The sequence below is a fragment of the Rhizobium sp. RAF36 genome, from assembly GCF_052114105.1.
Lineage (GTDB): Bacteria > Pseudomonadota > Alphaproteobacteria > Rhizobiales > Rhizobiaceae > Rhizobium.
In genome coordinates, this window is sequence record NZ_JBFREC010000001.1 from 460,644 (window position 1) to 481,872 (window position 21,229).

Annotated in this window: 24 protein-coding genes and 1 other RNA gene; 15 read left to right on the top strand and 10 right to left on the bottom strand. The window is 61.6% G+C overall.

Features of this window, described 5'->3' with window-relative positions; translation table 11 throughout:
• Positions 1 to 55 precede the first annotated feature (55 nt).
• On the top strand, positions 56 to 895 hold the full coding sequence (locus tag AB4Z25_RS02280; RefSeq protein ID WP_112515906.1) for a glycosyl transferase: 840 nt from the start codon (positions 56 to 58) through the stop codon (positions 893 to 895).
• Positions 896 to 1,064: 169 nt separating this feature from the next.
• On the opposite strand, the gene AB4Z25_RS02285 is transcribed toward AB4Z25_RS02280, so the two are convergent.
• The 4 genes from AB4Z25_RS02285 to ssrA form a co-directional block, all read right to left on the bottom strand.
• On the bottom strand, positions 1,065 to 1,274 hold the full coding sequence (locus AB4Z25_RS02285; protein WP_112537722.1) for a ribbon-helix-helix domain-containing protein: 210 nt from the start codon (positions 1,272 to 1,274) through the stop codon (positions 1,065 to 1,067).
• 72 nt (positions 1,275 to 1,346) lie between these two features.
• Positions 1,347 to 1,544, bottom strand: coding sequence for a DUF4169 family protein (locus AB4Z25_RS02290; RefSeq protein ID WP_112537721.1), 198 nt, complete (start codon positions 1,542 to 1,544; stop codon positions 1,347 to 1,349).
• A 67-nt stretch (positions 1,545 to 1,611) separates the two neighbouring features.
• Complete coding sequence (locus AB4Z25_RS02295; protein ID WP_112387028.1) at positions 1,612 to 2,127, bottom strand: SspB family protein; 516 nt, start codon at positions 2,125 to 2,127, stop codon at positions 1,612 to 1,614.
• 129 nt (positions 2,128 to 2,256) lie between these two features.
• Positions 2,257 to 2,621: a transfer-messenger RNA gene (gene ssrA / locus AB4Z25_RS02300) on the bottom strand.
• 115 nt (positions 2,622 to 2,736) lie between these two features.
• Here ssrA and AB4Z25_RS02305 point away from each other — a divergent pair.
• The 7 genes from AB4Z25_RS02305 to AB4Z25_RS02335 all read left to right on the top strand — a co-directional run bounded on the left by AB4Z25_RS02305 (position 2,737) and on the right by AB4Z25_RS02335 (position 9,362).
• Entirely contained in the window at positions 2,737 to 3,531 is a 795-nt protein-coding gene (locus AB4Z25_RS02305; RefSeq protein ID WP_112387455.1) for a thymidylate synthase, read from the top strand.
• Positions 3,532 to 3,681: 150 nt separating this feature from the next.
• Positions 3,682 to 4,647, top strand: a complete 966-nt coding sequence (locus AB4Z25_RS02310; protein ID WP_442207834.1) for a GGDEF domain-containing protein — start codon at positions 3,682 to 3,684, stop codon at positions 4,645 to 4,647.
• A 58-nt stretch (positions 4,648 to 4,705) separates the two neighbouring features.
• Positions 4,706 to 5,227: a dihydrofolate reductase gene (locus tag AB4Z25_RS02315; RefSeq protein WP_112537720.1), complete on the top strand. Its 522-nt coding sequence runs from the start codon at positions 4,706 to 4,708 to the stop codon at positions 5,225 to 5,227.
• 149 nt (positions 5,228 to 5,376) lie between these two features.
• Positions 5,377 to 6,468 carry an FtsH protease activity modulator HflK gene (gene hflK / locus AB4Z25_RS02320; protein WP_112387030.1) on the top strand — a complete coding sequence of 364 codons (1,092 nt, stop codon included), beginning with the start codon at positions 5,377 to 5,379 and terminating at the stop codon, positions 6,466 to 6,468.
• A 3-nt stretch (positions 6,469 to 6,471) separates the two neighbouring features.
• A complete protein-coding gene (gene hflC, locus AB4Z25_RS02325) occupies positions 6,472 to 7,410 on the top strand; it encodes a protease modulator HflC (protein WP_112387031.1) in 939 nt (312 codons plus the stop codon).
• A 10-nt stretch (positions 7,411 to 7,420) separates the two neighbouring features.
• The gene (locus AB4Z25_RS02330; RefSeq protein ID WP_112387032.1) at positions 7,421 to 7,606 is read left to right on the top strand and encodes a DUF2065 domain-containing protein; all 186 of its coding nucleotides are present in this window, start codon (positions 7,421 to 7,423) and stop codon (positions 7,604 to 7,606) included.
• Between the two features lie 103 nt (positions 7,607 to 7,709).
• A complete protein-coding gene (locus AB4Z25_RS02335) occupies positions 7,710 to 9,362 on the top strand; it encodes a Do family serine endopeptidase (protein WP_112537719.1) in 1,653 nt (550 codons plus the stop codon).
• Positions 9,363 to 9,364: 2 nt separating this feature from the next.
• On the opposite strand, the gene AB4Z25_RS02340 is transcribed toward AB4Z25_RS02335, so the two are convergent.
• Together AB4Z25_RS02340 and serB are read right to left on the bottom strand one after the other, a co-directional pair.
• Positions 9,365 to 9,922 (bottom strand): GNAT family N-acetyltransferase, encoded by a 558-nt coding sequence (locus tag AB4Z25_RS02340; protein WP_112387034.1) that lies wholly within the window; start codon positions 9,920 to 9,922, stop codon positions 9,365 to 9,367.
• Positions 9,919 to 10,809, bottom strand: coding sequence for a phosphoserine phosphatase SerB (serB, locus tag AB4Z25_RS02345; RefSeq protein ID WP_112537718.1), 891 nt, complete (start codon positions 10,807 to 10,809; stop codon positions 9,919 to 9,921). Before serB ends, AB4Z25_RS02340 begins: the two co-directional genes overlap by 4 nt.
• Here serB and miaA point away from each other — a divergent pair, their 5' ends adjacent.
• Positions 10,810 to 11,709, top strand: a complete 900-nt coding sequence (gene miaA, locus AB4Z25_RS02350) for a tRNA (adenosine(37)-N6)-dimethylallyltransferase MiaA (protein ID WP_112537717.1) — start codon at positions 10,810 to 10,812, stop codon at positions 11,707 to 11,709.
• 4 nt (positions 11,710 to 11,713) lie between these two features.
• Here miaA and AB4Z25_RS02355 read toward each other — a convergent pair whose 3' ends face one another.
• Positions 11,714 to 13,759, bottom strand: a complete 2,046-nt coding sequence (locus AB4Z25_RS02355) for a helicase HerA domain-containing protein (RefSeq protein WP_112537716.1) — start codon at positions 13,757 to 13,759, stop codon at positions 11,714 to 11,716.
• Positions 13,760 to 14,107: 348 nt separating this feature from the next.
• Between AB4Z25_RS02355 and AB4Z25_RS02360 the strand changes: the two genes are divergently transcribed.
• Together AB4Z25_RS02360 and ilvN are read left to right on the top strand one after the other, a co-directional pair.
• Positions 14,108 to 15,904: an acetolactate synthase 3 large subunit gene (locus AB4Z25_RS02360; protein ID WP_442207835.1), complete on the top strand. Its 1,797-nt coding sequence runs from the start codon at positions 14,108 to 14,110 to the stop codon at positions 15,902 to 15,904.
• 22 nt (positions 15,905 to 15,926) lie between these two features.
• Positions 15,927 to 16,499 carry an acetolactate synthase small subunit gene (gene ilvN / locus AB4Z25_RS02365; protein WP_112387039.1) on the top strand — a complete coding sequence of 191 codons (573 nt, stop codon included), beginning with the start codon at positions 15,927 to 15,929 and terminating at the stop codon, positions 16,497 to 16,499.
• Positions 16,500 to 16,572: 73 nt separating this feature from the next.
• On the opposite strand, the gene AB4Z25_RS02370 is transcribed toward ilvN, so the two are convergent.
• Positions 16,573 to 17,421, bottom strand: a complete 849-nt coding sequence (locus AB4Z25_RS02370; RefSeq protein WP_112537998.1) for an aldo/keto reductase — start codon at positions 17,419 to 17,421, stop codon at positions 16,573 to 16,575.
• Between the two features lie 162 nt (positions 17,422 to 17,583).
• On the opposite strand from AB4Z25_RS02370, the gene AB4Z25_RS02375 reads away from it, so the two are divergent.
• The 4 genes from AB4Z25_RS02375 to AB4Z25_RS02390 all read left to right on the top strand — a co-directional run bounded on the left by AB4Z25_RS02375 (position 17,584) and on the right by AB4Z25_RS02390 (position 19,924).
• Positions 17,584 to 18,177 (top strand): LysE family translocator, encoded by a 594-nt coding sequence (locus AB4Z25_RS02375; protein ID WP_112537715.1) that lies wholly within the window; start codon positions 17,584 to 17,586, stop codon positions 18,175 to 18,177.
• A gap of 73 nt (positions 18,178 to 18,250) precedes the next feature.
• Complete coding sequence (nthA, locus tag AB4Z25_RS02380) at positions 18,251 to 18,910, top strand: nitrile hydratase subunit alpha (protein WP_112537714.1); 660 nt, start codon at positions 18,251 to 18,253, stop codon at positions 18,908 to 18,910.
• Positions 18,907 to 19,566, top strand: coding sequence for a nitrile hydratase subunit beta (gene nthB, locus AB4Z25_RS02385; protein WP_112515941.1), 660 nt, complete (start codon positions 18,907 to 18,909; stop codon positions 19,564 to 19,566). The genes nthA and nthB overlap by 4 nt, the downstream gene beginning before the upstream one ends.
• Positions 19,553 to 19,924, top strand: a complete 372-nt coding sequence (locus AB4Z25_RS02390; RefSeq protein WP_112537713.1) for a nitrile hydratase accessory protein — start codon at positions 19,553 to 19,555, stop codon at positions 19,922 to 19,924. Before nthB ends, AB4Z25_RS02390 begins: the two co-directional genes overlap by 14 nt.
• Before the next feature lie 3 nt (positions 19,925 to 19,927).
• On the opposite strand, the gene AB4Z25_RS02395 is transcribed toward AB4Z25_RS02390, so the two are convergent.
• Both AB4Z25_RS02395 and AB4Z25_RS02400 read right to left on the bottom strand, forming a co-directional pair.
• Positions 19,928 to 20,710 (bottom strand): anti-sigma factor family protein, encoded by a 783-nt coding sequence (locus tag AB4Z25_RS02395; protein WP_112537712.1) that lies wholly within the window; start codon positions 20,708 to 20,710, stop codon positions 19,928 to 19,930.
• Complete coding sequence (locus tag AB4Z25_RS02400; RefSeq protein WP_112537711.1) at positions 20,707 to 21,222, bottom strand: RNA polymerase sigma factor; 516 nt, start codon at positions 21,220 to 21,222, stop codon at positions 20,707 to 20,709. The genes AB4Z25_RS02395 and AB4Z25_RS02400 overlap by 4 nt, the downstream gene beginning before the upstream one ends.
• Between the last annotated feature and the right edge of the window lie 7 nt (positions 21,223 to 21,229).

The window sequence follows — 21,229 nt, forward strand, 5'->3', positions numbered from 1 at the left end:
TGCTGATAGGTTGATACGCACCGGGAAAACTCGCGCGATGACTTATGGAGCAGGAATGACAGGCGTCTTGGATGGCAGCAATGGCGTGAAGCAGGTCATCTGCATCAGTTGGGGCACGATGTTCGGCCCGGCCTATATCAACCGTCTCTATGCGATGGTTGCGCGCAACATCACGCCGCCCTTTACCTTCACCTGCTTCACGGATAGCCGCGAGGGACTGCATCCCGAGATCCTTTGCGAGGACCTGCCGCCGCTCAACATCCCGAGCCTGCCGGTCAATACGCCCGGGATCTGGAACAAGTCGCGCCTCTGGGGACCGACGCTCGGGAACTTGAAAGGCAGCGTCCTCTTCCTGGATCTCGATCTGGTGATTGTCGGCTCGCTCGATGCCTTCTTCGAAGTTGGCGGCCCAGATGACGTGGTCATGACCCGAAATCAGACGACCCCGTTCGAGAGACTTGGCCAAACGTCGCTTTTCCGGTTTCCGGTCGGCAAGCTGGTTTCTCTGCAGGACAAGTTTTTTGCCAATCCGCAAAAGATCGCCGACGAGTATCGTTTCGAGCAGCGGTTCGTTACCAAGAACGTGCCGGGGGGCCCGAAGTTCTTCCCGCGGAGCTGGGTGCTGCATTTCCGGCAGGACTGCCGGTGGCCGACACCGCTCAATTACTTCTTCGGTCCCCGGTTGCCATCCGGAGCCAAAGTGGTGATCTTTCCGCGCGGGCTGCGGCCTGAACACGCGATAGCCGGCCAATATCGGGACGGCGCTGCCGACAATGCGCGCGAGCATCTTTCACGGATCGTCAACAGAACGTCTCGCGGAGGCGAGAGCGTGTTTTCCCACCTCCGGCACTTCATACGCCCTACGCCGTGGGTGAAGAAGCATTGGCGGGAGTAGCTGCTCCTTTTCAGCGATGCTGCTGGCTGGAAGGATGTGCCGCTTGCACAAACGGCCAAGTTTTATGTGCCTGCAGATTGCATAAGATGAACTTGGATGGTTACCGCTAACCTAGCCATCAAGGGGTCGTTGCCGGGCGCCCACGGGTGCGGCAACGACCTCGCCAAATCTATCGCGTCTTCAGCCAGGCCAGGACATGTAGCCGCAATGCCGAGGAGAGGTTGCTCTCGGAATCGCGGCCGTCGTCAATTTCGGAGATCAGGGTGGCAAGCGGTATCGAGCGGGCTGCGGCGATCGTTTTCAGTTCAGACCAGAATTCGTCTTCCAGCGAGAAGCTGGTGCGGTGGCCATGAAGCGTTGCGGAATGCTTGCGGATCATCGTCCGGTTTCGGTGCTTGCTTGAGAGATTGATTCAGGAGACCGGGATAAATGGCTGGCGTGAGACGGCTTTTCAGCGCTCTTCGCCGCCGTCCTTTTCGATCCGGCCATCGATGTGCGTCTTTTCGGCCTTGTCGTTCAGCGCCTTCGTCAGCTGCTTCTCGGCCTTGGTTCGGCCGAAGCTGATGCGGTTCTGCTCGGCCTGCCTGTCCTTTTCGGAACGGGCCTGCGTTTTCTTGAACTGGCGGAGATTGACGATTTCGGCGCTCACGGCGTGCCTCCATCTGCAAAAGAAATGGGCCGGAATGAAAAAAGGGAAGCGATTGCTTCCCTTCGGATTACTGCTTCTTGCGGAATGCGTCGAGCGAGACGACGGAACCGGGCTTCTTTTCCTCGCCGCCTTCGGCAGGGGCGGCCGCCGGGGTTTCCTCGCTCTTTTCGGCCGCAACCGGATAGGCGGTGATCTCGGCTTCCGGCAGTTCTTCGCCATCGGCCAGCGGCACGTCGAATTCCAGCTCGAAATTCACCGAGGGATCGTAGAAGCCGCGGATGGCGTTGAACGGAATGACCAGCTTTTCCGGAACGTCGGAGAAGGACAGGCCGATCTCGAACAGCGATTCGGTGATCTTCAGGTCCCAGAACTGGTGCTGGATGACGATGGTCATCTGTTCCGGATATTTGCTCTTCAAGTGCTGCGAGATGCGCACGCCGGGAGCGCCGGTCAGGAAGGTGATGAAAAAGTGATGGTCGCCGGGGAGGCGGCCCGTCGTTCCGACTTCAGACAGAACCTTACGGATGACGCCACGAAGCGCGTCCTGTGCCAGAATGTCGTAGCGGATGTGGTCCTGCCCCATGCTTTTCCTGTCTTTCGTTGGTTCGGGAGTCTTTTCTCAGGGATATATGCCATGTCTGGCCGCCCTGCGAAAGTCTCGCTCCGAGTCATGCTTGATGAGAAGCATACATGATTTCAATAGCAGGGAGAAGGTGAAGGCTTCTGTTGCCAGGTGCCTTCGGACCCCGCCTCAAGGGGCTAACCTAGAGGACTTGGAGCGGAATTCCCGCACCGCCGTTAGGCAGCGAGAGCGTATTCCTTAGCGTTGTTGTCGTTTGCAACTACACTTGTGACCCGATAACGGCGGTATCATGCCGAGCAAAAAGACGATCTTTACACCCTTGTCGATCCTATTTCGCCCCCATCAAAAGCAGTCGCCAACCGGCTGTTTTTGGTGGAGGCGCCGGGTACCGCCCCCGGGTCCAATAGGTTTATTACACCGCTCATTTATCGCCATATCCGGTCCGAAGACCGGCAAGGGTTGATATAGTGTTTTCCTGACAGCATGGGAAGAGGCTTCGTCACAGAACCATCGCAGACGGTGCGGAAATGGCTGGATAATTGAGCGGCGGCGGTTGGTTTCACGCCCGGAAGGGCTTAAATATTGGCACAAACGGAGTCGCTGGCGGCCATGAAGCAATATCTCGATCTTTTGACCCATGTGATGGACAAGGGCACCGACAGGGGCGACCGGACCGGTACCGGCACGCGCTCCGTCTTCGGATATCAGATGCGCTTCGATCTCGACGACGGCTTTCCTGTCCTGACCACCAAGAAACTGCATCTGCGCTCGATCATCCATGAGCTTCTGTGGTTCCTGAAGGGCGAAACGAATATCCGATACCTCAAGGAAAACGGCGTCTCGATCTGGGACGAATGGGCCGATGAGAACGGTGACCTCGGGCCTGTCTACGGCGCCCAGTGGCGCTCCTGGCCGGCGCCCGACGGCGGTCATATCGATCAGATCGTCAATCTGGTGAACGGCATCATCAAGAACCCGAATTCGCGCCGCCATATCGTCTCGGCCTGGAACCCGGCCGAGGTCGACAACATGGCGCTGCCGCCGTGCCACTGCCTGTTCCAGTTTTACGTCGCCGACGGCAAGCTTTCCTGCCAGCTCTATCAACGCTCCGCGGACGTCTTTCTCGGCGTGCCCTTCAACATTGCCTCCTACGCGTTGCTGACAATGATGGTGGCGCAGGTGACGGGGCTGAAATACGGCGAGTTCGTTCACACGCTCGGTGACACACACATTTATCACAACCATTTCGAGCAGGCGAAGCTGCAGCTGACGCGGGATCCGAAGCCGCTGCCGCGGATGCTGATCAAGCGCGATGTGAAGGATATCTTCGACTTCAGGTTCGAGGACTTTGAACTCGTCGGCTATGACGCCGATGCCAACATCAAGGCGCCGATCGCCGTTTGAGGCGTCGGCAATTTCAGGCAAGAACAGGCCGCATCTGCGACGGAAAACGTCACTTTGCTGCAATGTCTGAAAATCGGCGGCATTCCATCAGTAAGATCTTAATAGATCTCGGTTATTTTCGCCCGCTTAGGTGAAGCTCCCGGGGCTTTTATGGACGATACTGACCTCCTTCCTCCAGACGTTCTTTCGTCGATGCTGATGCGCATGTTCGAGTTTGCGCCGATTGCCATGGCAATCACCACCAGCGACACGAGGACGTCGAGCTACGCGAAGGTCAATGATGCCTATCTGAAGTTGACCGGGCTGAAGTGGGAAGAGATCAGCGGCAAGAAGCTGACCTCGGATGGGGCTGCGATCGACAACCCGGCACGCGACCGGCGCCACCGCATGCTGGCCGAAGAGGGCGCCTATGTTCTCGAAGAGGTCGATATCCGCCATGCCGACGGAACGATCATCCCGACGTTGATTTCCGCGCAGAGAACGATCGTCGACGGCGTCTCCTTCGATGTCGAAGTGATCATGGATGTCTCGGCCCGCGTGCGCCATCAGCGCGAGATCGAACTGGCGCTCCGGGCGTCGGCGCGCACCGATGCGCTTTCAGGGCTCCCGAACCGGGCCTGTTTCGACGAGACGCTTGCCGAGCAGATCGCAGCAGCGCGTGCTGCCGACAAGGCGATGGCGCTCGCTTTCATCGATCTCAACGGTTTCAAGGCGGTCAACGACCGGCTCGGGCATGGCGCCGGAGACGAGGTGATCCGCACGCTCGCCAGCCGCTTCCGCGATAGTTTCAGGGCCAACGACTTCATCGCCCGCATCGGCGGCGACGAGTTCGTGGTGCTGATCGAGGTCGATCCGGTGCTCATTCATGATGTGCGCCATACGGTCAACGACGCCGCGGAGCGTATCTTCAAGCCGATCGCCATCGACGGCGCCATTACCGAAGTCGGCGCGGCCGTCGGTGTCGCGCTGCTCGAGCCGTCGGATACGCCGGCTTCCTTCGTCAAGCGGGCAGACAATTACATGTACCTCGCCAAGCAGACGGGCGATCGCGTCGCCGTCATCTGGCTCGGCAATCCGCATCCGCAGCAGGCGATAGCCGCGCGGGCGGTCGGCTAGCTTTCCTTTTGAGAAGCGGTTAGGTGTCGCGCTCGGCAATCAGTGCAGAGGGGCGGCTATGTCTGGCATCGTGAAGACAATCGTTGTTGCGGTTTCCGAAAACGGTATCATCGGCCGGGACGGCGATATGCCATGGCGGCTGTCAACCGATCTGAAACGCTTCAAGGCGCTGACCTCGGGAAAGCCGCTGGTCATGGGCCGCAAGACCTATGAGTCGATTGGCGGCAAGCCGCTGCCGGGGCGTCCGCATGTGGTGATCTCCAGGCAGGCGCAGATCGACCACCCTGACGTGACGATGGCGCATTCGCTTGCCGAGGCTGTGACTATTGCCGAAGACTTGGCACGGGCCAGCGGCGGCAGCGAGATCATCATCGCCGGCGGTGGCGAGATCTATGCGCAGTCGATGGCGATTGCCGATCGCCTGTGCATCACGCATGTCGAGACCGAGGTCGAGGGCGACACGTCCTTTCCTGCGATCGATGCGTCATTGTGGAAGCCGGTCGAGACACTCGACGTGCCCGCCGGCGAAAAGGACAACTATCCGACGCGTTACGTCGTCTATGAGCGCCGTAACGGCTGATAACGAATTATTTTCCAAGAAAGAACACCAAGTCCTGCATGTCGCGTTGAAAGCAGGGGCGGCGATACCTATAACGGTCACAATCGCTTACCGTCTGCCGCCCCCGCGGGCATTATGCGATCGGGAGTTCAACGAACAAAGAGGTTTTGATGCCCTGGAGCAATCAGAATGGCGGCGGCGGCCCATGGGGCGGCGGCGGCGGTAACAACAATAATCAGGGACCATGGGGGCAGGGCCCGAACCGTCCAAAAGGCGGTGGTGGGGGCAAGGGCGGTCCGCCCGATCTCGAAGACATCATCCGCCGCGGGCAGGATCAGCTCGGCAAGATCGTACCTGGCGGCTTTAACGGCGGCGTGGCACTGATCGTTGTTGCGATCCTTGTGGCGTTCTGGATTTTCCAGTGCATCTACATCGTCCAGCCGGACGAGCGTGGCGTGGAACTGCGTTTCGGCCAGCCGAAGCAGGAAGTTTCGATGCCGGGCCTTCACTTCCATTTCTGGCCGCTTGAAACGGTCGAAACGGTCAAGGTCACCGTGCAGCAGCAGAATATCGGTGCCACGTCCTCTGCATCCTCGAGCGGCCTGATGCTCTCGGGTGACCGCAGTGTCATCAACGTGCAGTTCGCCGTGTTCTTCACGGTCAGCGATCCGAAGGCCTATCTCTTCAACGTCGAGAACCCGGCAGAGACGCTGCAGCAGGTTTCCGACAGTGCGATGCGCGAAATCGTCGGACGCCGTCCGGCGCAGGACGCATTCCGCAGCAACCGTCAGCCGATCGAGACCGATGTTCTCAATATCGTGCAGGGAACGATGGACCGCTACAAGGCGGGTATCACCGTCACCGGCGTGACGATCCAGAACGTTGCTCCGCCGCGTGAAGTCTCCGATGCCTTCGAAGAAGTGCAGCGTGCAGGCCGCGACCGCGACAGCACGATCGAAGAGGCAAACCGCTACACCAACCAGCGGCTCGGCCAGGCGCGGGGCGAGGCGGCTCAGATCCGCGAAGACGCCGCCGCCTACAAGGACCGTGTCGTCAAGGAAGCCGAAGGTGAAGCGCAGCGCTTTACTTCGATCAACGACGAATATGCGAAGGCCCCTGACGTGACGCGCAAGCGTCTGTTCCTGGAAACCATGGAACAGGTGCTGAAGAATTCGAAGAAGGTCATCATCGACGAGAAGCAGGGGGTCGTTCCCTACCTGCCGCTCAACGAAATCGGCAAACCGGCACAGCAGGGAGGTTGAGCCATGACATCCAATAAACTTCCCGCGGTGCTGATCGCGCTCGCGGTCATCCTCTTCATTGTCTATTCGTCGGTCTTCGTGGTCAATGCACGCGAGCAGGCGATCGTCGTCCGCTTCGGTCAGATCCAGTCGGTCAAGACCGAGCCGGGCCTGTATTTCAAGCTGCCGTTCGCCTTCATGGATGCGGACCGCGTCCAGTATGTCGAGAAGCAGGCGCTTCGCCTCGATCTCGATAACATCCGCGTGCAGGTGCAGGATGGCCAGACCTTCGATGTCGATGCCTTCGTGATCTACAACATCGCCGATGTCCGCCGCTTCCGCGAAACGGTTTCGGGTGACCGCGAGGCTGCCGAAGCACGCCTTCGCGCCCAGCTCGATTCGTCGCTGCGCCGCGTCTACGGTCTGCGTGACTACAATGCCGCTCTTTCCGAAGAGCGCGTTGCGATGATGCTGGAGATCCGTGACGATCTCCGGATCGATGCAGAAAACCTCGGCCTCAACATCGACGACGTCCGCATCCGCCGTACCGATCTTTCGCCAGAGGTTGCGCCGAACACCTACAACGCCATGCGCTCCGAGCGTCTGGCCGAAGCCGAGCGTATCCGCGCTTCGGGTAACGAGGAAGGCCAGCGCCGCCGCGCCGTCGCCGACCGTCAGGTTGTCGAGATCACCGCGGAAGCGCAGCGTGATTCCGAAATCCTGCGCGGTCAGGGCGATGCGGAACGCAACCGGATCTTCGCCGACTCCTTCGGCAAGGATCCGTCGTTCTTCGAGTTCTACCGCTCGATGTCGGCCTATTCCTCGGCGCTCTCGTCGCAGGACACGACGCTGGTTCTGTCGCCGAATTCGGAGTTCTTCCGCTACTTCGACAGCTCGACCGGCGTGCCGTCGGTACCGCCGGCTGCTCCGGCTCCGGCAACACCTGCCGCACCGGCAAACTGACAATAGAAGAATGCAGGATTTCCTGACGGGACTTGCATTCTTTCTCATCATCGAGGGGCTGGTCTATGCACTGGCCCCTCGTTTTCTTGTGCGCATGTCGAAGCTTCTGCCGTCGATCCCCGAGCAGCAGATTCGTGCCTTCGGACTGGCCGCTGTTGGCCTTGGCGTGGCCTTGGTCTGGCTTCTGAGACGCTAAGTTGAGATTGCGCGGGATTTCGCGAAAAGGTGATTTCACGCTCCATCATTCCGCCCTATGTTGGTGGTCAGACTGCCGCTTTGACCCGACATGAGGAAGCTTGATGGCCCCCACGACACGCCCGACCTTCAGACGATCGCTCGCTCTCCTGGCCGGCGCTGCCCTTCTTGCCAATATCGGTCTTGCCGGCTCCGCTACAGCCCAGGGAACGCCGCCGGTAAATGGCCCGGCTTCCGTCGCCGATCTTGCTGAAGGCCTTCTCGACGCTGTCGTGAACATCTCGACATCGCAGAACGTGAAGGACGACGAAGGGGCGGGCCCAGCGCCGCGTGCGCCCGATGGCTCGCCGTTTCAGGAATTCTTCAACGACTTCTTCAACAAGCAGCAGGGCGGCAAGGGCGGCGGCAACCACAATGTCAGCTCGCTCGGCTCCGGCTTCGTCATCGATCCGGCCGGCTATATCGTCACCAACAATCACGTCATCGAAGGCGCCGACGACATCGAAATCAACTTCGCCAACGGCACGAAGCTGAAGGCCAAGCTGATCGGTACGGATACCAAGACCGACCTTTCCGTCTTGAAGGTCGAGCCGAAGGCGCCACTCAAATTCGTCAAGTTCGGCGATTCCAGCGGCATGCGCATCGGCGACTGGGTGATGGCGATCGGCAACCCGTTCGGCTTCGGCGGCTCGGTGACGGTCGGTATCATTTCCGGCCGTGGCCGCAACATCAATGCCGGTCCTTATGACAACTTCATCCAGACGGATGCGGCGATCAACAAGGGCAATTCCGGTGGTCCGCTGTTCAACATGAAGGGCGAAGTCATCGGCATCAACACGGCGATCATTTCGCCAAGCGGCGGCTCGATTGGCATCGGCTTCTCGGTGCCGTCGGAGCTCGCTTCGGGTGTTGTGGCGCAGCTGCGCGAATATGGCGAGACGCGGCGCGGCTGGCTCGGCGTTCGCATCCAGCCTGTGACCGACGACGTCGCCGACAGCCTCGGCCTAGATGCCGCGAAGGGCGCGCTTGTCGCAGGCGTCATCAAGGGCGGACCTGTCGATAACGGCTCGATCAAGGCCGGGGATGTGATCCTCAAGTTCGACGGCAAGGCGGTCAACGAGATGCGCGATCTGCCGCGTGTCGTTGCCGAAAGCCCTGTCGGCAAGGAAGTCGATGTCCTCGTGCTCCGCGACGGCAAGGAGCAGACCGTCAAGGTGACGCTCGGGCGTCTCGAAGATAGCGATCAGGCTGCCGCGGCGAGCGGCGATAGCGGCGGCTCTTCGGATGGCGGCGTGATCAACCCCGATCCTGGCGAAAACGACGATATGGACGAGCCGGATAGCGGTCAGGCTCAACCGTCGCCCGACAACAAGGGCACGGAGAACAAGGCACCGGATGCCAAGGGCAATCAGGGCCAGACCGATCAGCAGGGCCAGGTGGCGCCCGATGCGGCATTGCCGAAGAACGTGCTCGGCCTGTCGCTGTCGCTGCTTAACCCGGATATCCGCAAGACCTTCAACATCGCCGAGAGTGTCGAGGGGGTCGTTGTGACCGAAGTGACGCCCGGCTCGGCTGCTGCCGAAAAGGGCTTGAAGCCCGGCGACGTGATCGTCGAGGTCGCCCAGGAATTCATGAAGTCACCGGATGCGGTGGCCGCCAAGGTTCAGTCCCTGAAGCAGGAAGGCCGCCGCAACGCCCAGATGATGATCGCCGCCGCCAACGGCGACCTGCGCTTCATCGCTGTGCCGATGGAGTAGGCTCAGCCGCGCTCGGGCGCGCTGATGGCGTAGAGGACATGGCGCACGAATTGCGGCGCCGTGTCCGGCACCTTCGGGTGATCGAAGTCGCGCTCGGGGCGGTGAGTCATGCCGATGCGCTGCATGACAGCGCGGGAGCGGCGGTTTTGCGGGACGGTGAAGGCGACGATCTCGGTGAGGCCGTGGTCCTCGAATCCGTGTTTGAGCAGCGCCGTTGCGGCTTCGCTTACATAGCCGAAACCCCAATGGCGCTTTGCCAGCCGCCAGCCGATTTCGACGGTACCGTTAGGGATCGCTGGCTCATGCGAGGTCCGCACGATGCCGCAGAAACCGAGCGTTTCGCCTGTGGCCGTCAGTTCCAGAGCGTAAAAGCCGAGGCCGGTTTCGGCGATCGTTCTTTGAGCATAGTCGAAAAATTCGTCCGATTCCGCGCGGTTGCGCCGCTTCGGAAAAAATTCCATGACATCAGGATCGGAATTGATCTCGTGGAAGAGGTCGCGATCCTGCTCACGCCAGTTGCGGATGATCAGGCGCTCTGTCGTGAGGATGGTCTCGGTCATGGCGTGACGAAATCCGTCTTGCGGTATCCCTGTATGTAGAGCAGGGCGGTGAGGTCACTGTGGTTGATGCGCATCTTCGCCTCGGCGGCGACGGCCGGCTTGGCGTGCAAGGCAACGCCCGAGCCTGCGAGATGGATCATGCCGAGATCGTTGGCGCCGTCTCCGACCGCCATCGACTCTTCGGGTGAAATGCCGAGCTTTTCGGCGATGTCGTTCAGCGCATCCACCTTCGCCTGCTTGCCGAGGATCGGCTCGGCGACGAAGCCTGACAGGGTGCCGTTCTCTTCGAGCAGCAGGTTGGCGCGGTTCTCGTCGAAGCCGAGGGTGGCGGCGATACGGCTGGTGAAGACGGTAAAGCCGCCGGAGACGAGAGCGGTGTAGAAGCCCTTGGCCTTCATCGTGGCGATCAGTTCCGGGCCGCCCGGCGTCAGCGTGATGCGCTTGGCGATGACATCATCGACGACGGAGATCGGCAGGCCCTTCAACAGCGCCACGCGTTCGCGCAGTGCCGGTTCGAAGGCGATCTCGCCGTTCATGGCGCGGGCGGTGATGGCTGCAACCTTGTCCTTGAGGCCGACTTCGGCGGCGAGTTCGTCGATGCATTCCTGGCCGATCATCGTCGAATCCATATCGGCGATCAGCAGCTTCTTGCGGCGCGTCTCGGCCTCCTGCACCACGACATCCACAGGCTCATTGCCAATGACGGCGCGGATCGCGGCTTCCGCCTCTGCTGCATTCGAGCCGTCGCGAAGGGCGATATCGCAGGCAATTCCGTCTGCCAGCCAGTAGAGACCGGCGGCGTTGACGCTGTCATGTGCCTTCTCGGCAAGCGCCGGCGACAGAACGGGGTTTGACGGATTGGCAACAAGCGTGGCAACGAGAGCCATATGGAAAACCTTCTGAGCACAACGAGTGCGATCCTGATAACCGGGCCGACCGCCAGCGGCAAGTCCGCGCTTGCCGTGAACCTGGCAAAGCAGCATGGCGGCGTCGTGATCAATGCCGACAGCATGCAGGTCTATGACACGCTGAGAGTGCTGACCGCCCGTCCGTCCGGCGAGGATATGGAAGGCGTACCACATCATCTCTACGGGCATGTGCCGGCGGGCGCGGCATATTCGACCGGTGCCTGGCTGCGCGACGTCACGGCGCTGCTTCCCGAGCTGCAGAGCAGGGGGCAATTGCCAGTCTTCGTAGGAGGCACGGGGCTGTATTTCAAGGCGCTGACCGGCGGTCTGTCCGACATGCCCGAAATTCCGGATGCGATCCGGGCGCGGCTCAGGCAGCAATTGACCGAGGAGGGGCCAGCAGCACTCTACGCGGCCTTGCAATCCAGGGATCCGCCGATGGCCGAGAGCCTCAATCCGGTCGATGGCCAGAGGATTGTCCGGGCGCTCGAAGTGCTTGAGGCGACGGGACGGTCGATCGCTGAGTTCCAGGGGAAGGCCGGACCTGTCATCGTCGATCCTGATGCCGCAGAGAAGATCGTCGTGCTGCCGGATCGTGCGGTGCTGCATCAGCGCATCAACGGCCGTTTCGAAAAGATGCTGGAGCAGGGTGCCGAAGACGAGGTGAGGGCGCTGCTGGCGTTGAGGCTTCCGGCCGACATGCCCGTCATGAAGGCGATCGGCGTTTCCCAGATCGCCGCGATGTTCGAAGGCCAGATGACCCGGGCAGAGGTGATCGAAAAGGGCTCGGCTGCGACGCGCCAATATGCGAAGCGGCAGATGACGTGGTTTCGCAACCAGATGGACGAGAGCTGGACGCGGCTTTCGCAGACCGCGTAAGCAATCAGTCCTTCTTGTAGAGGCTGCTCAGCGGCTTCTTGAGAATGCTTTCGCGCAGTGGCGATGTTCCTGGCTCCCGGCGGATCGACGGGGCCGGTTCCTGGTTGCCGAATACGCGGGGCTGGCTGGCCTCTTCCCGGCGTATCTCGCGCCGCAGCGCTTCAAGGCGGCTGTCGATCGATCCGGCGGCTGTGGGCTGCTGATCCTGAGATGCGTAAGCTCGGGGCAGCATATCCGGCCGGTACGGATCGGACGGCAACATCGGGGGGGCTGCGACTGGCTGCGGATAGGGCTGCCCTTCCGGCGGCTCCTCGTCGTCGAATAGCATGTCGCTCTGCATCGCGGCGCTGAAGCTATTCTGAAACGACGAGATGTCAGGCCCTGCAGCGCCGCTGACGGCGCGCATGCGGCTGACGATCTTGCGCAGATCGACGGTATCCGGATCATCGTCCGAATGTTTGGCCGTGGCGCCATTGGCTTTCGGCAGCAGGTGTTCCGGCACGCGCGAGAAGCGCATGCGCATCGGAACGCTGATCGCCTCGCCGAAGGCGATCGCTTCGCCGTTGCCGATCGAGGAGATGAAGCTGGTGGTCGAGATCGACGAGTTCGGGATCGCCGAGCGGATGATCTCCTGGTCGCGGTCGTTGGCAAGACGCATGGCAAACAGCGTCGAGCACTGCGACAGGATCGTCTGGTCGAGTTCGCCGGGGCGCTGGGTGATGATCCCGAGCGAAACGCCGTATTTGCGGCCTTCCTTGGCGATACGGGCAATGGCCTGTCTTGTCGGAACGAAGCCCAGCGTCGGGTCTGCCGGAATGTAGCGGTGCGCCTCTTCGCAGACGACGAGCATGTGGATCGCGCCTTCGCTCCAAAGGCCGACTTCGAAGGCCATGCGGCAGAGTACCGAGGCGACCGAGTTTACGACCTCGGAGGGAATGCCGGAAAGCTGGAAGGTGCAGATCGGGCGGCCTTCGCCCGGAATGCGAAAGATCTGTGCCACGGTCTCCGTGATCGTGTCGGAGATCGTGTTGTTGGAGAACATGAAGTGATAGCGCGGGTCGTTGATCGCCGCGATGATGCGCATCTTCAGGGATCGCAGGAACGGCTTTTCGGCGCGGCCTTCCAGGCGGCCGATGCGTTCGTCGATCAGCGCCAGCAGATCGGCCATGCGATAGGGAACCGGCGTATCGGCGGTGATCGAGCTCTTTTCCGTCGTGCGGCGCACCAGCGAGCTGTCGCTGCCGCGGAAGGCGCGCTTGGCGTCCGGCATGATGTCGCGCAGCATGTCCAGCTCTTCGGGAACCGGCGGACGGCCGCGGAAGACCACTTCGGCGAATTCCTCCAGCCGCATCAGCCAGAAGGGCAGGTCGAGCGTATCGGTGTCGATGACCACGGAATGTTTGGGGAAGGCGGCTGCGAACTCGTTATGCGGGTCGAGGATCAGCACGCGCAGCTTCGGATCGGCTTCGATCGCCTTATTGAGCAGCAGCGAAACGGCGGTCGACTTGCCGACGCCTGTCGAGCCGACGACGGCGAAATGCTTCGACAGCATCGAGGGCACGTGGATCGCCGCGTCGATGCTTTCGTCCTGGGTCAGATTGCCGATGACAGCGGTGGTACCTACGCCTGCATCGTAGATCCGCATCAGGTCGGCCGAACGGATGCGGTGGGCCACGGCGCCAAGATAGGGGTAGCGCGAGATGCCGGTGGAAAACTCCTCGCGTCCGTCTTCTTCGACGCGCACTTCGCCCAGCAGTTCGGCCTCGATGCTGAAGCCGTTATCCTCGCCTTCACCCCACATGTGGGAGCCGGTATTCATCTGGTAGACGAGGGCGACGACGCGATTGCGTCCGACGCTGATCGAAATCAACCGTCCGACAGACCAGAGTTCGGTGAGATCAGTGCCACCGGCCTCGGCAATGGCGGCGATCGTTGTGCGGGATCCGCTGCACGCGACGACACGGCCGAGAAAGCGGTTTCCCCGTTTCCCCATATCGCGGCGGTCATGCTCGCCGGCTTTACCTGACGTCTGCAAGTCGTTGTTGCGCAACGGCCTACTCCCTGCGTTAGCGGACAAAGATATGATTTATCTTTTAACAAATGGTTCCGGCCCTTAATTCTGGAGGGTGAGAACCTGTAGGAGAGGCTTTCCCACCAGGGCGGTTTTTTATTTCGGCTGGCGTTGACGCTACGAAATTTTCTGTCTATCAATTGCGCCCATGAAAATAGCAGCAATTCTTATTGTGGTGGGAAAGCGCATGGGCAGGATGGTGTAACCATCCGGCGGTAGCCACCCATGCGCTAGATGACAGGCTCCCTCAGGGGCCTTTTTTTATGCCTGAAATTCAGGCTTGCCGACCACAAACTTCAATCCCAGCAGTCAAAACGGAACAGAAAAATGACGGGCACGGACAATCAGACGGCAGACAGCAATCGGATGACGGGGGCGGAGATCGTACTCCGGGCGCTGAAGGACAACGGCGTCGAGCATATCTTCGGGTATCCGGGTGGCGCCGTGCTTCCGATCTATGACGAGATCTTCCAGCAGGACGAGATCAAGCACATCCTGGTGCGCCACGAGCAGGGCGCCGGCCATGCGGCCGAAGGCTATGCGCGCTCCACCGGCAAGGTCGGCGTCATGCTGGTCACTTCGGGTCCGGGTGCGACGAACGCCGTTACGCCGCTGCAGGACGCGCTGATGGATTCGGTTCCGCTCGTTTGCCTCAGCGGTCAGGTTCCGACCTCGCTGATCGGCTCCGACGCCTTCCAGGAAGCCGATACCGTCGGCATCACCCGGCCGTGCACCAAGCACAACTGGCTGGTCAAGGACGTCAACCAGCTGGCGGCGATCATCCACGAGGCGTTCCGCATCGCGCAGTCGGGCCGTCCAGGTCCGGTTCTGGTCGATATTCCGAAAGACATCCAGTTTGCGACCGGCACCTACACGCCGCCATCCGCGCATATCATTCAGAAGAGCTATCAGCCCAAGCTCGAAGGCGATCTGAACCAGATCCACGCCGCTATCGAGCTGATGGCGACGGCGCGCCGTCCGATCATCTATAGCGGTGGTGGCGTCATCAATTCCGGTCCGGAAGCATCGAAGCTGCTGCGCGAATTGGTCGAGCTCGCCGATTTCCCGATCACCTCGACGCTGATGGGCCTCGGCGCCTATCCGGCATCGGGCAAGAACTGGCTGAAGATGCTCGGCATGCATGGCTCCTACGAAGCCAACATGGCGATGCATGATTGCGACGTCATGGTCTGCATCGGCGCGCGTTTCGACGACCGCATCACCGGCCGCCTCAACGCCTTCTCGCCGAACTCGAAGAAAATCCATATCGACATCGATCCGTCATCGATCAACAAGAATGTCCGTGCCGATATCCCTGTTCGTGGCGACGTCGGCAGCATCCTCGAGGATATGGTCCGCCTGTGGCGGGCGCTGCCGAACAAGCCGGCGAAGAGCCAGACCGCCGATTGGTGGGCCGACATCAACCGCTGGCGCGCGCGCAACTCGTTCGCTTACACCAAGAGCAACGACGTGATCATGCCGCAATATGCGCTCGAGCGGCTCTACGAGCTGACCAAGGATCGCGACACCTACATCACCACCGAAGTCGGTCAGCACCAGATGTGGGCAGCGCAGTTCTACGGTTTCGAAAAGCCGAACCGCTGGATGACCTCGGGCGGCCTGGGCACGATGGGCTACGGCCTGCCGGCAGCGCTCGGCGTCCAGATCGCCCATCCGGAAAGCCTGGTCATCGACATTGCCGGCGATGCCTCTATCCAGATGTGCATTCAGGAAATGTCGGCGGCGATCCAGTATGAGGCGCCGATCAAGATCTTCATCATGAACAACCAGTATATGGGCATGGTCCGCCAGTGGCAGCAGCTGCTGCATGGCAACCGCCTGTCCAACTCCTATACCGAAGCGATGCCTGATTTCGTTAAGCTGGCGGAAGCCTACGGCGCCGTTGGCCTGCGTTGCGAAAAGCCTAGCGAGCTCGATGCGACGATCCAGGAAATGATCGACGTCAAGAAGCCTGTCATCTTCGATTGCCGCGTTGCCAATCTCGCCAACTGCTTCCCGATGATCCCGTCGGGCAAGGCTCACAACGAGATGCTGCTGCCGGACGAAGCGACAGACGAAGCGGTCGCCAATGCCATCGATGCCAAGGGCCGTGCGCTCGTTTGATCTGAAGTAGAGGAAGAAGACAATGAACGCACACCTACAGCCGACCGGTTCCGCCTACTTCATTTCGCCGGAAACCGCCGCAGCCGAGAGCCACACGCTCTCGGTCCTCGTCGACAACGAGCCCGGCGTCCTAGCCCGGGTCATCGGTCTCTTTTCCGGCCGCGGCTACAACATCGAGAGCCTGACGGTCTCCGAAACCGAGCATCAGGCGCATCTGTCGCGCATCACCGTCGTCACCCGTGGCACGCCGCAGGTGCTGGAGCAGATCAAGGCGCAGCTGGAACGCATCGTTCCCGTTCACCGCGTCGTCGATCTGACGGTCCGGGCCCGCGAACTCGGCCAGGACCGGCCGATCGAGCGTGAAGTGGCGCTGATCAAGGTCGTCGGCTCCGGCGATGCACGTGCCGAGACGCTGCGCCTTGCCGATGCTTTCCATGCCAAGGTGGTCGACGCCACAGTCGATCACTTCATTCTCGAGATCACCGGCAAGTCCTCGAAGATCGACCAGTTCGTCTCGGTGATGAAGCCGCTCGGCCTCATCGAGGTCTGCCGCACCGGCATTGCGGCGATGAACCGTGGGGCGCAGGGCATGTAAGCCTGACGCTGATCGGCAAAATTCGAGAGCGCCCGGGTCTTTGGCCCGGGCGTTTTCATTTTGCCACGGCCGGTCAGAGCATCTCCAGCGACGACTTGCGGCCGGGTGGCGGGAAGACCTTGTCGAGTGCTGACCAATCCTCATCGCTGAGATCGAACGTGACGCTGTCGCGGTTCTCGGCGGCGCGCTCGGCGCTCGATGTCTTGGGGATGGCGATGACGCCGTCGCGTTCCAGCACGAAGGCAAGCGCGATCTGCGCCGGTGTCGCCTGATTGGCCTTGGCGATACGGATCAGCTCCGGATTGTGCAGGATGCGGCCCTGCTCAATCGGCGAATAGGCCATGACGGGGACGCCGTGCTTCTGGCACCAGGGCAGCAGGTCGTATTCGATGCCGCGGCGCGCCAGATTGAAGAGCACCTGATTGGCAGCGCATCTGCGGCCGCCCGGGACCGAGAAGAGCTCCTCCATATCATCCGTGTCGAAGTTCGAAACGCCCCAGGCGCCGATCTTTCCGGCGTCCATCAGTTCTTCGAAGGCTTCCACCGTCTCCGTGAGTGCATACTCGCCGCGCCAGTGCAGCAGATAGAGGTCGATGCGGTCGATGCCGAGGCGCGAGAGGCTGCGGTTGCAGGCCTCGATCGTGCCGGTGCGGCTGGCATTGTGCGGATAGACCTTGCTGGTGATGAACACCTTGTCGCGCTGCCCCTTGATGGCGCGGCCGACGATGCGCTCGGCACCGCCTTCGCCATACATTTCGGCGGTGTCGATCAATGTCATGCCAAGCTCGATTCCGGCCTTCAGACTTGCTATCTCGCGGTCGGCCTCGGAAGCGCGCTCGCCCATGTTCCAGGTGCCCTGGCCAAGGGCCGGGACTTCGGTGCCATCCGGGAACGCGATGGCCGGGATGATGTCTTCCTGCATGGCTCTGCCTTTCCTGATGCAGTTGAGGAGATTGCGCTGATAGTCCATCTTTCAAGCAATCCTGTCACGGTGACAATGATCTGGTGGAACAGGAAAATTAGGACAGTTACACTGACCTAAATAAGGGGCCGCGAAAAAGTCGGTCCTTCCGGGAGGACGTCGATGCCATTGGATACGTTCGCAGCGCTGGTGCTGTTTGCCTTCACGACGTCGATCACGCCGGGGCCGAACAACATGATGCTGTTCACCTCGGGGGTGAATTTCGGCTTCCGCCGGACGATCCCGCATATGCTCGGCATCGGCGCCGGCTTCCTGTCGCTGCTGCTGGCCGTCGGGCTGGGGCTCGGTGCTGTCCTCCATACGGTTCCGGCGCTCTACACGGCGCTGAAGTTTGCCGGTGGCGCCTATCTGCTGTGGATCGCCTGGAAGATCGGTTCGTCGCGTTCGCTGAGCGAGGGCAAGACAAGTGCCGCGCCGATGTCCTTCCTATCGGCCGCGGCTTTCCAGTGGATCAATCCGAAGGCCTGGGTCATGGCCGTCACGGCGATGGCGACCTACACGAACCCGGATCTCTATGTCGTCAGCGTCCTGATCGTCGGCCTGGCTTTCGCGCTGGTCAATGTGCCCAGCGTTTCCACCTGGGCCGGCTTCGGCTCGGCGCTGCGCGACTGGCTGTCTGATCCCGTCAGGCTCAAATGGTTCAACATCACCATGGCCTTGCTTCTGGTGCTCAGCCTCTGGCCGATGCTGAAATGAGTTTTGCCTGATGTGACTTGGCGGCTGGATCGCAAAGGCCTAAACAGGGTTCGACATCGCGGAGGGCATCGTCTTGCACGATCATGATCACGACCATCACCATCACCATGACCACAATCATGGGCACGACCACCATCACGACAACCGCTACACCGACATGCAGGCGCGGGTCCGGGCGCTGGAGACGGTGCTGACCGAGAAGGGGCTGATCGACCCGGCAGCGATCGACGCCATCGTCGAGACCTACGAGACGAAGATCGGTCCCCGCAATGGGGCGCGGGTCGTGGCCAAGGCCTGGGGCGATCCAGAATTTTCCGAATGGCTGAAGCGCGATGCGACGGCGGCGATCGCCAGCCTCGGTTACACGGGCCGCCAGGGCGAGCATATGCGCGCTGTTTTCAATACGCCGGAGACGCATAACCTCGTCGTCTGCACGCTTTGCTCCTGCTATCCGTGGTCGGTCCTCGGCCTGCCGCCCGTCTGGTACAAGGCGCCGGCCTACCGTTCGCGCGCCGTCATCGATCCGCGCGGCGTGCTGGCCGAATTCGGCGTGTCACTGCCTGAAGACAAGAAGATACGCGTCTGGGATTCGACGGCGGAGCTGCGCTACCTCGTCATTCCCGAACGCCCCGATGGCACGGATGGTTTCGACGAGGAGGCGCTGGCCGACCTCGTCAGCCGCGACGCGATGATCGGCACGGGTATTGCGGCCGGTCCGGGAGCCGGCGCATGAACGGGCCGCACGATCTCGGCGGACAGATGGGCTTCGGGCCGGTGGCGCCTGAGCCGAACGAGCCGTATTTCCATGCGGAGTGGGAGAAGCGGGCGCTTGGCGTGGTGCTTTCCTGCGGTGCCTTCGGCGCCTGGACGATCGACGAAAGCCGCCATGCGCGCGAGCGCATCCCGCCAGCCGATTACCTGTCGGCCAGCTATTACGAAATCTGGACCCGGGCGCTCGAAGTGCTCCTGGAACGCCACGGCTTCGTGGCACAGGATGAGATCGCCAAAGGCCATAAGCATGACGACGGCGCCGTGCCGAAGCGGGTGCTGAAGGCCGACATGGTGGCCGGTGTGCTGGCCAAGGGCGCGCCTTGCGACCGGCCGGTCGATGCGCCCGCGAAATTCGCTGCCGGGCAACGGGTGCGGACGCGGAACTTCAATCCCGAGACCCATACGCGGCTGCCGCGCTACGCGCGGGCAAAGACCGGCGTCGTCGAGGCGGTGCAGGGCTCTTTCGTCTTTCCCGACGATCATGCGCATGGAAAAGGCGAGAATCCGCAATGGATCTACACCGTTGTCTTCGATGGCGGCGAGATCTGGGGCGAGGGCGCAGACCCGTCGCTGACGGTGTCGATCGACGCCTGGGAGAGCTATCTTGAGCCAGTGTGATCAAGTGTCACCGCTGCGGGACTCGCCGCAGCTGCCGAAATCGGCCGAGGGCGAGCCGGTCTTTCCCGAACCGTGGGCAGCCGAAGCCTTCGCGATGACCGTGCATCTGCACCAGCGCGGGTTGTTCACCTGGAGCGAATGGGCGCAGACGCTCTCTGCCGAGTTGCACCAGCCCGGCCGCGCCATCGATGGCAGCGATTATTTCGACTGCTGGGTGGCGGCACTCTCGCAGATCCTCGCCAGCAAGGGCGTCACCGACGGTGAGACGATCCTGTCGCTGCAGCAGAGCTGGCAACGGGCGGCGGAAGCAACGCCGCATGGCAGGCCGATCGAGCTTGCCAACGATCCGCTGCGCTGAAGTTTAGGACGGGAATTGCCGGTAGCATTCCTCGGCCACTTGCCGCAGCTGGTCACGCGATATCTCGCCCGTCACCGCGTAGCCGAGCTCGCCGTCGATCCAGTAGAAGGTCTCAAGATTATCCGCCGAGGCGAAGCGGAAGCTGGTGGTGTGGTTGCCGGCATTGCGGCCGACCAGCACGGTCAGGCGTTCGCCGCCCTGATCCTCATACATGAACATCGCGCCCGGCTTGCCATCGACGGGCAGCAGACGGCCGCCGACGAGGTGGAACCCCAGCGTCTGCAGGTCGGGCACCTTCAGGTTCTGAATCGCCAGCCGCTTGCCGAGCCAGGTGGCGAGATGCGCCTCCTCGTTGGCAAAGACTTCGACGGGATGGCGGACTTCGCTGGCATAGACGAGAAAGGCGTTCTGCGCCTGCTGCGGCAATGTCTCGGAGGCGGTCAGCTGCAGTTGCGGCTTTTCGAACAGCGCGGGGCCATAGTGGCCGCTGACCGCGCCTGCCGCGAATACGGCTGCGATGGAGGCGGCGATTGCGGCGCGGCGCGGCCATGACGGGCGAGCGCTACGCAGTGTGACGAGCAGGGCGTCGTCGGGCTTGGCAACAGCATAGGGGCCGAACATTTTCTGAATGGCGGCACTCTGCGATTTCCATTCGGCGACGGTTGCCGCTTCCTCGGGATTGTCCTTCAGCCATGCCTCGATGCGGGCGTGCTCGGCTTCGGGCAGCTGGCCGTCGGCATAGGCATGCAGATCCGCTTCGGTCACGGTCGGGTTGGGTTCGGTCATTTCGGTCTCCGAAGCGTAATCACATTATCGGCTTTCATTCTCTCGGCGACCCGCTGGCGCGCGCGCGACAGGCGCGACATCACGGTGCCGATGGGGATATCGAGTGCGGTCGCGACCTCGCTGTAGGTGTAGCCCTCGACGACCACAAGCATCAGCACGGCGCGGTTTTCTTCCGAAAGCCCGTTCAGCGCATCCTCCAGCCTGGCGCGCTCCAGCGGATCGGAGGGCACAGCGGGCGACGGAAGGCTCTCGGCCGCGTCGAGCTCCACGGTCATATTGCGCGGGCCGTTGCGCCGGGCGTTGCGGTAAAGATTGGTCATGATCGTCAGCGCCCAGCCGCGCAGGTTCAGCCCGCGCCATTGCGAACGGCGAGCCAGGACCTTTTCGACGCAGTCCTGGAGCAGATCCTCGCCTTCGTTATCGGAGCGGGTCAGGCTCCGCGAATAGCGCCTCAGCGAGGGCAGGAGGGCCAGGATCTGGCCCTCGAAGGTTTCGGGTGCGGGTGTTTTCACGCGCGGA

Excerpts from the sequence above, each read along its gene's own strand:
- AB4Z25_RS02280 (WP_112515906.1), top strand. The coding sequence starts at position 56 with ATGACAGGCGTCTTGGATGGCAGCAATGGCGTGAAGCAGGTCATCTGC.
- AB4Z25_RS02285 (WP_112537722.1), bottom strand. The coding sequence starts at position 1,274 with ATGATCCGCAAGCATTCCGCAACGCTTCATGGCCACCGCACCAGCTTC.
- AB4Z25_RS02295 (WP_112387028.1), bottom strand. The coding sequence starts at position 2,127 with ATGGGGCAGGACCACATCCGCTACGACATTCTGGCACAGGACGCGCTT.
- AB4Z25_RS02305 (WP_112387455.1), top strand. The coding sequence starts at position 2,737 with ATGAAGCAATATCTCGATCTTTTGACCCATGTGATGGACAAGGGCACC.
- AB4Z25_RS02310 (WP_442207834.1), top strand. The coding sequence starts at position 3,682 with ATGGACGATACTGACCTCCTTCCTCCAGACGTTCTTTCGTCGATGCTG.
- AB4Z25_RS02315 (WP_112537720.1), top strand. The coding sequence starts at position 4,706 with ATGTCTGGCATCGTGAAGACAATCGTTGTTGCGGTTTCCGAAAACGGT.
- hflK (WP_112387030.1), top strand. The coding sequence starts at position 5,377 with ATGCCCTGGAGCAATCAGAATGGCGGCGGCGGCCCATGGGGCGGCGGC.
- hflC (WP_112387031.1), top strand. The coding sequence starts at position 6,472 with ATGACATCCAATAAACTTCCCGCGGTGCTGATCGCGCTCGCGGTCATC.
- AB4Z25_RS02330 (WP_112387032.1), top strand. The coding sequence starts at position 7,421 with ATGCAGGATTTCCTGACGGGACTTGCATTCTTTCTCATCATCGAGGGG.
- AB4Z25_RS02335 (WP_112537719.1), top strand. The coding sequence starts at position 7,710 with ATGGCCCCCACGACACGCCCGACCTTCAGACGATCGCTCGCTCTCCTG.
- AB4Z25_RS02340 (WP_112387034.1), bottom strand. The coding sequence starts at position 9,922 with ATGACCGAGACCATCCTCACGACAGAGCGCCTGATCATCCGCAACTGG.
- serB (WP_112537718.1), bottom strand. The coding sequence starts at position 10,809 with ATGGCTCTCGTTGCCACGCTTGTTGCCAATCCGTCAAACCCCGTTCTG.
- miaA (WP_112537717.1), top strand. The coding sequence starts at position 10,810 with ATGGAAAACCTTCTGAGCACAACGAGTGCGATCCTGATAACCGGGCCG.
- AB4Z25_RS02360 (WP_442207835.1), top strand. The coding sequence starts at position 14,108 with ATGACGGGCACGGACAATCAGACGGCAGACAGCAATCGGATGACGGGG.
- ilvN (WP_112387039.1), top strand. The coding sequence starts at position 15,927 with ATGAACGCACACCTACAGCCGACCGGTTCCGCCTACTTCATTTCGCCG.
- AB4Z25_RS02370 (WP_112537998.1), bottom strand. The coding sequence starts at position 17,421 with ATGCAGGAAGACATCATCCCGGCCATCGCGTTCCCGGATGGCACCGAA.
- AB4Z25_RS02375 (WP_112537715.1), top strand. The coding sequence starts at position 17,584 with ATGCCATTGGATACGTTCGCAGCGCTGGTGCTGTTTGCCTTCACGACG.
- nthB (WP_112515941.1), top strand. The coding sequence starts at position 18,907 with ATGAACGGGCCGCACGATCTCGGCGGACAGATGGGCTTCGGGCCGGTG.
- AB4Z25_RS02395 (WP_112537712.1), bottom strand. The coding sequence starts at position 20,710 with ATGACCGAACCCAACCCGACCGTGACCGAAGCGGATCTGCATGCCTAT.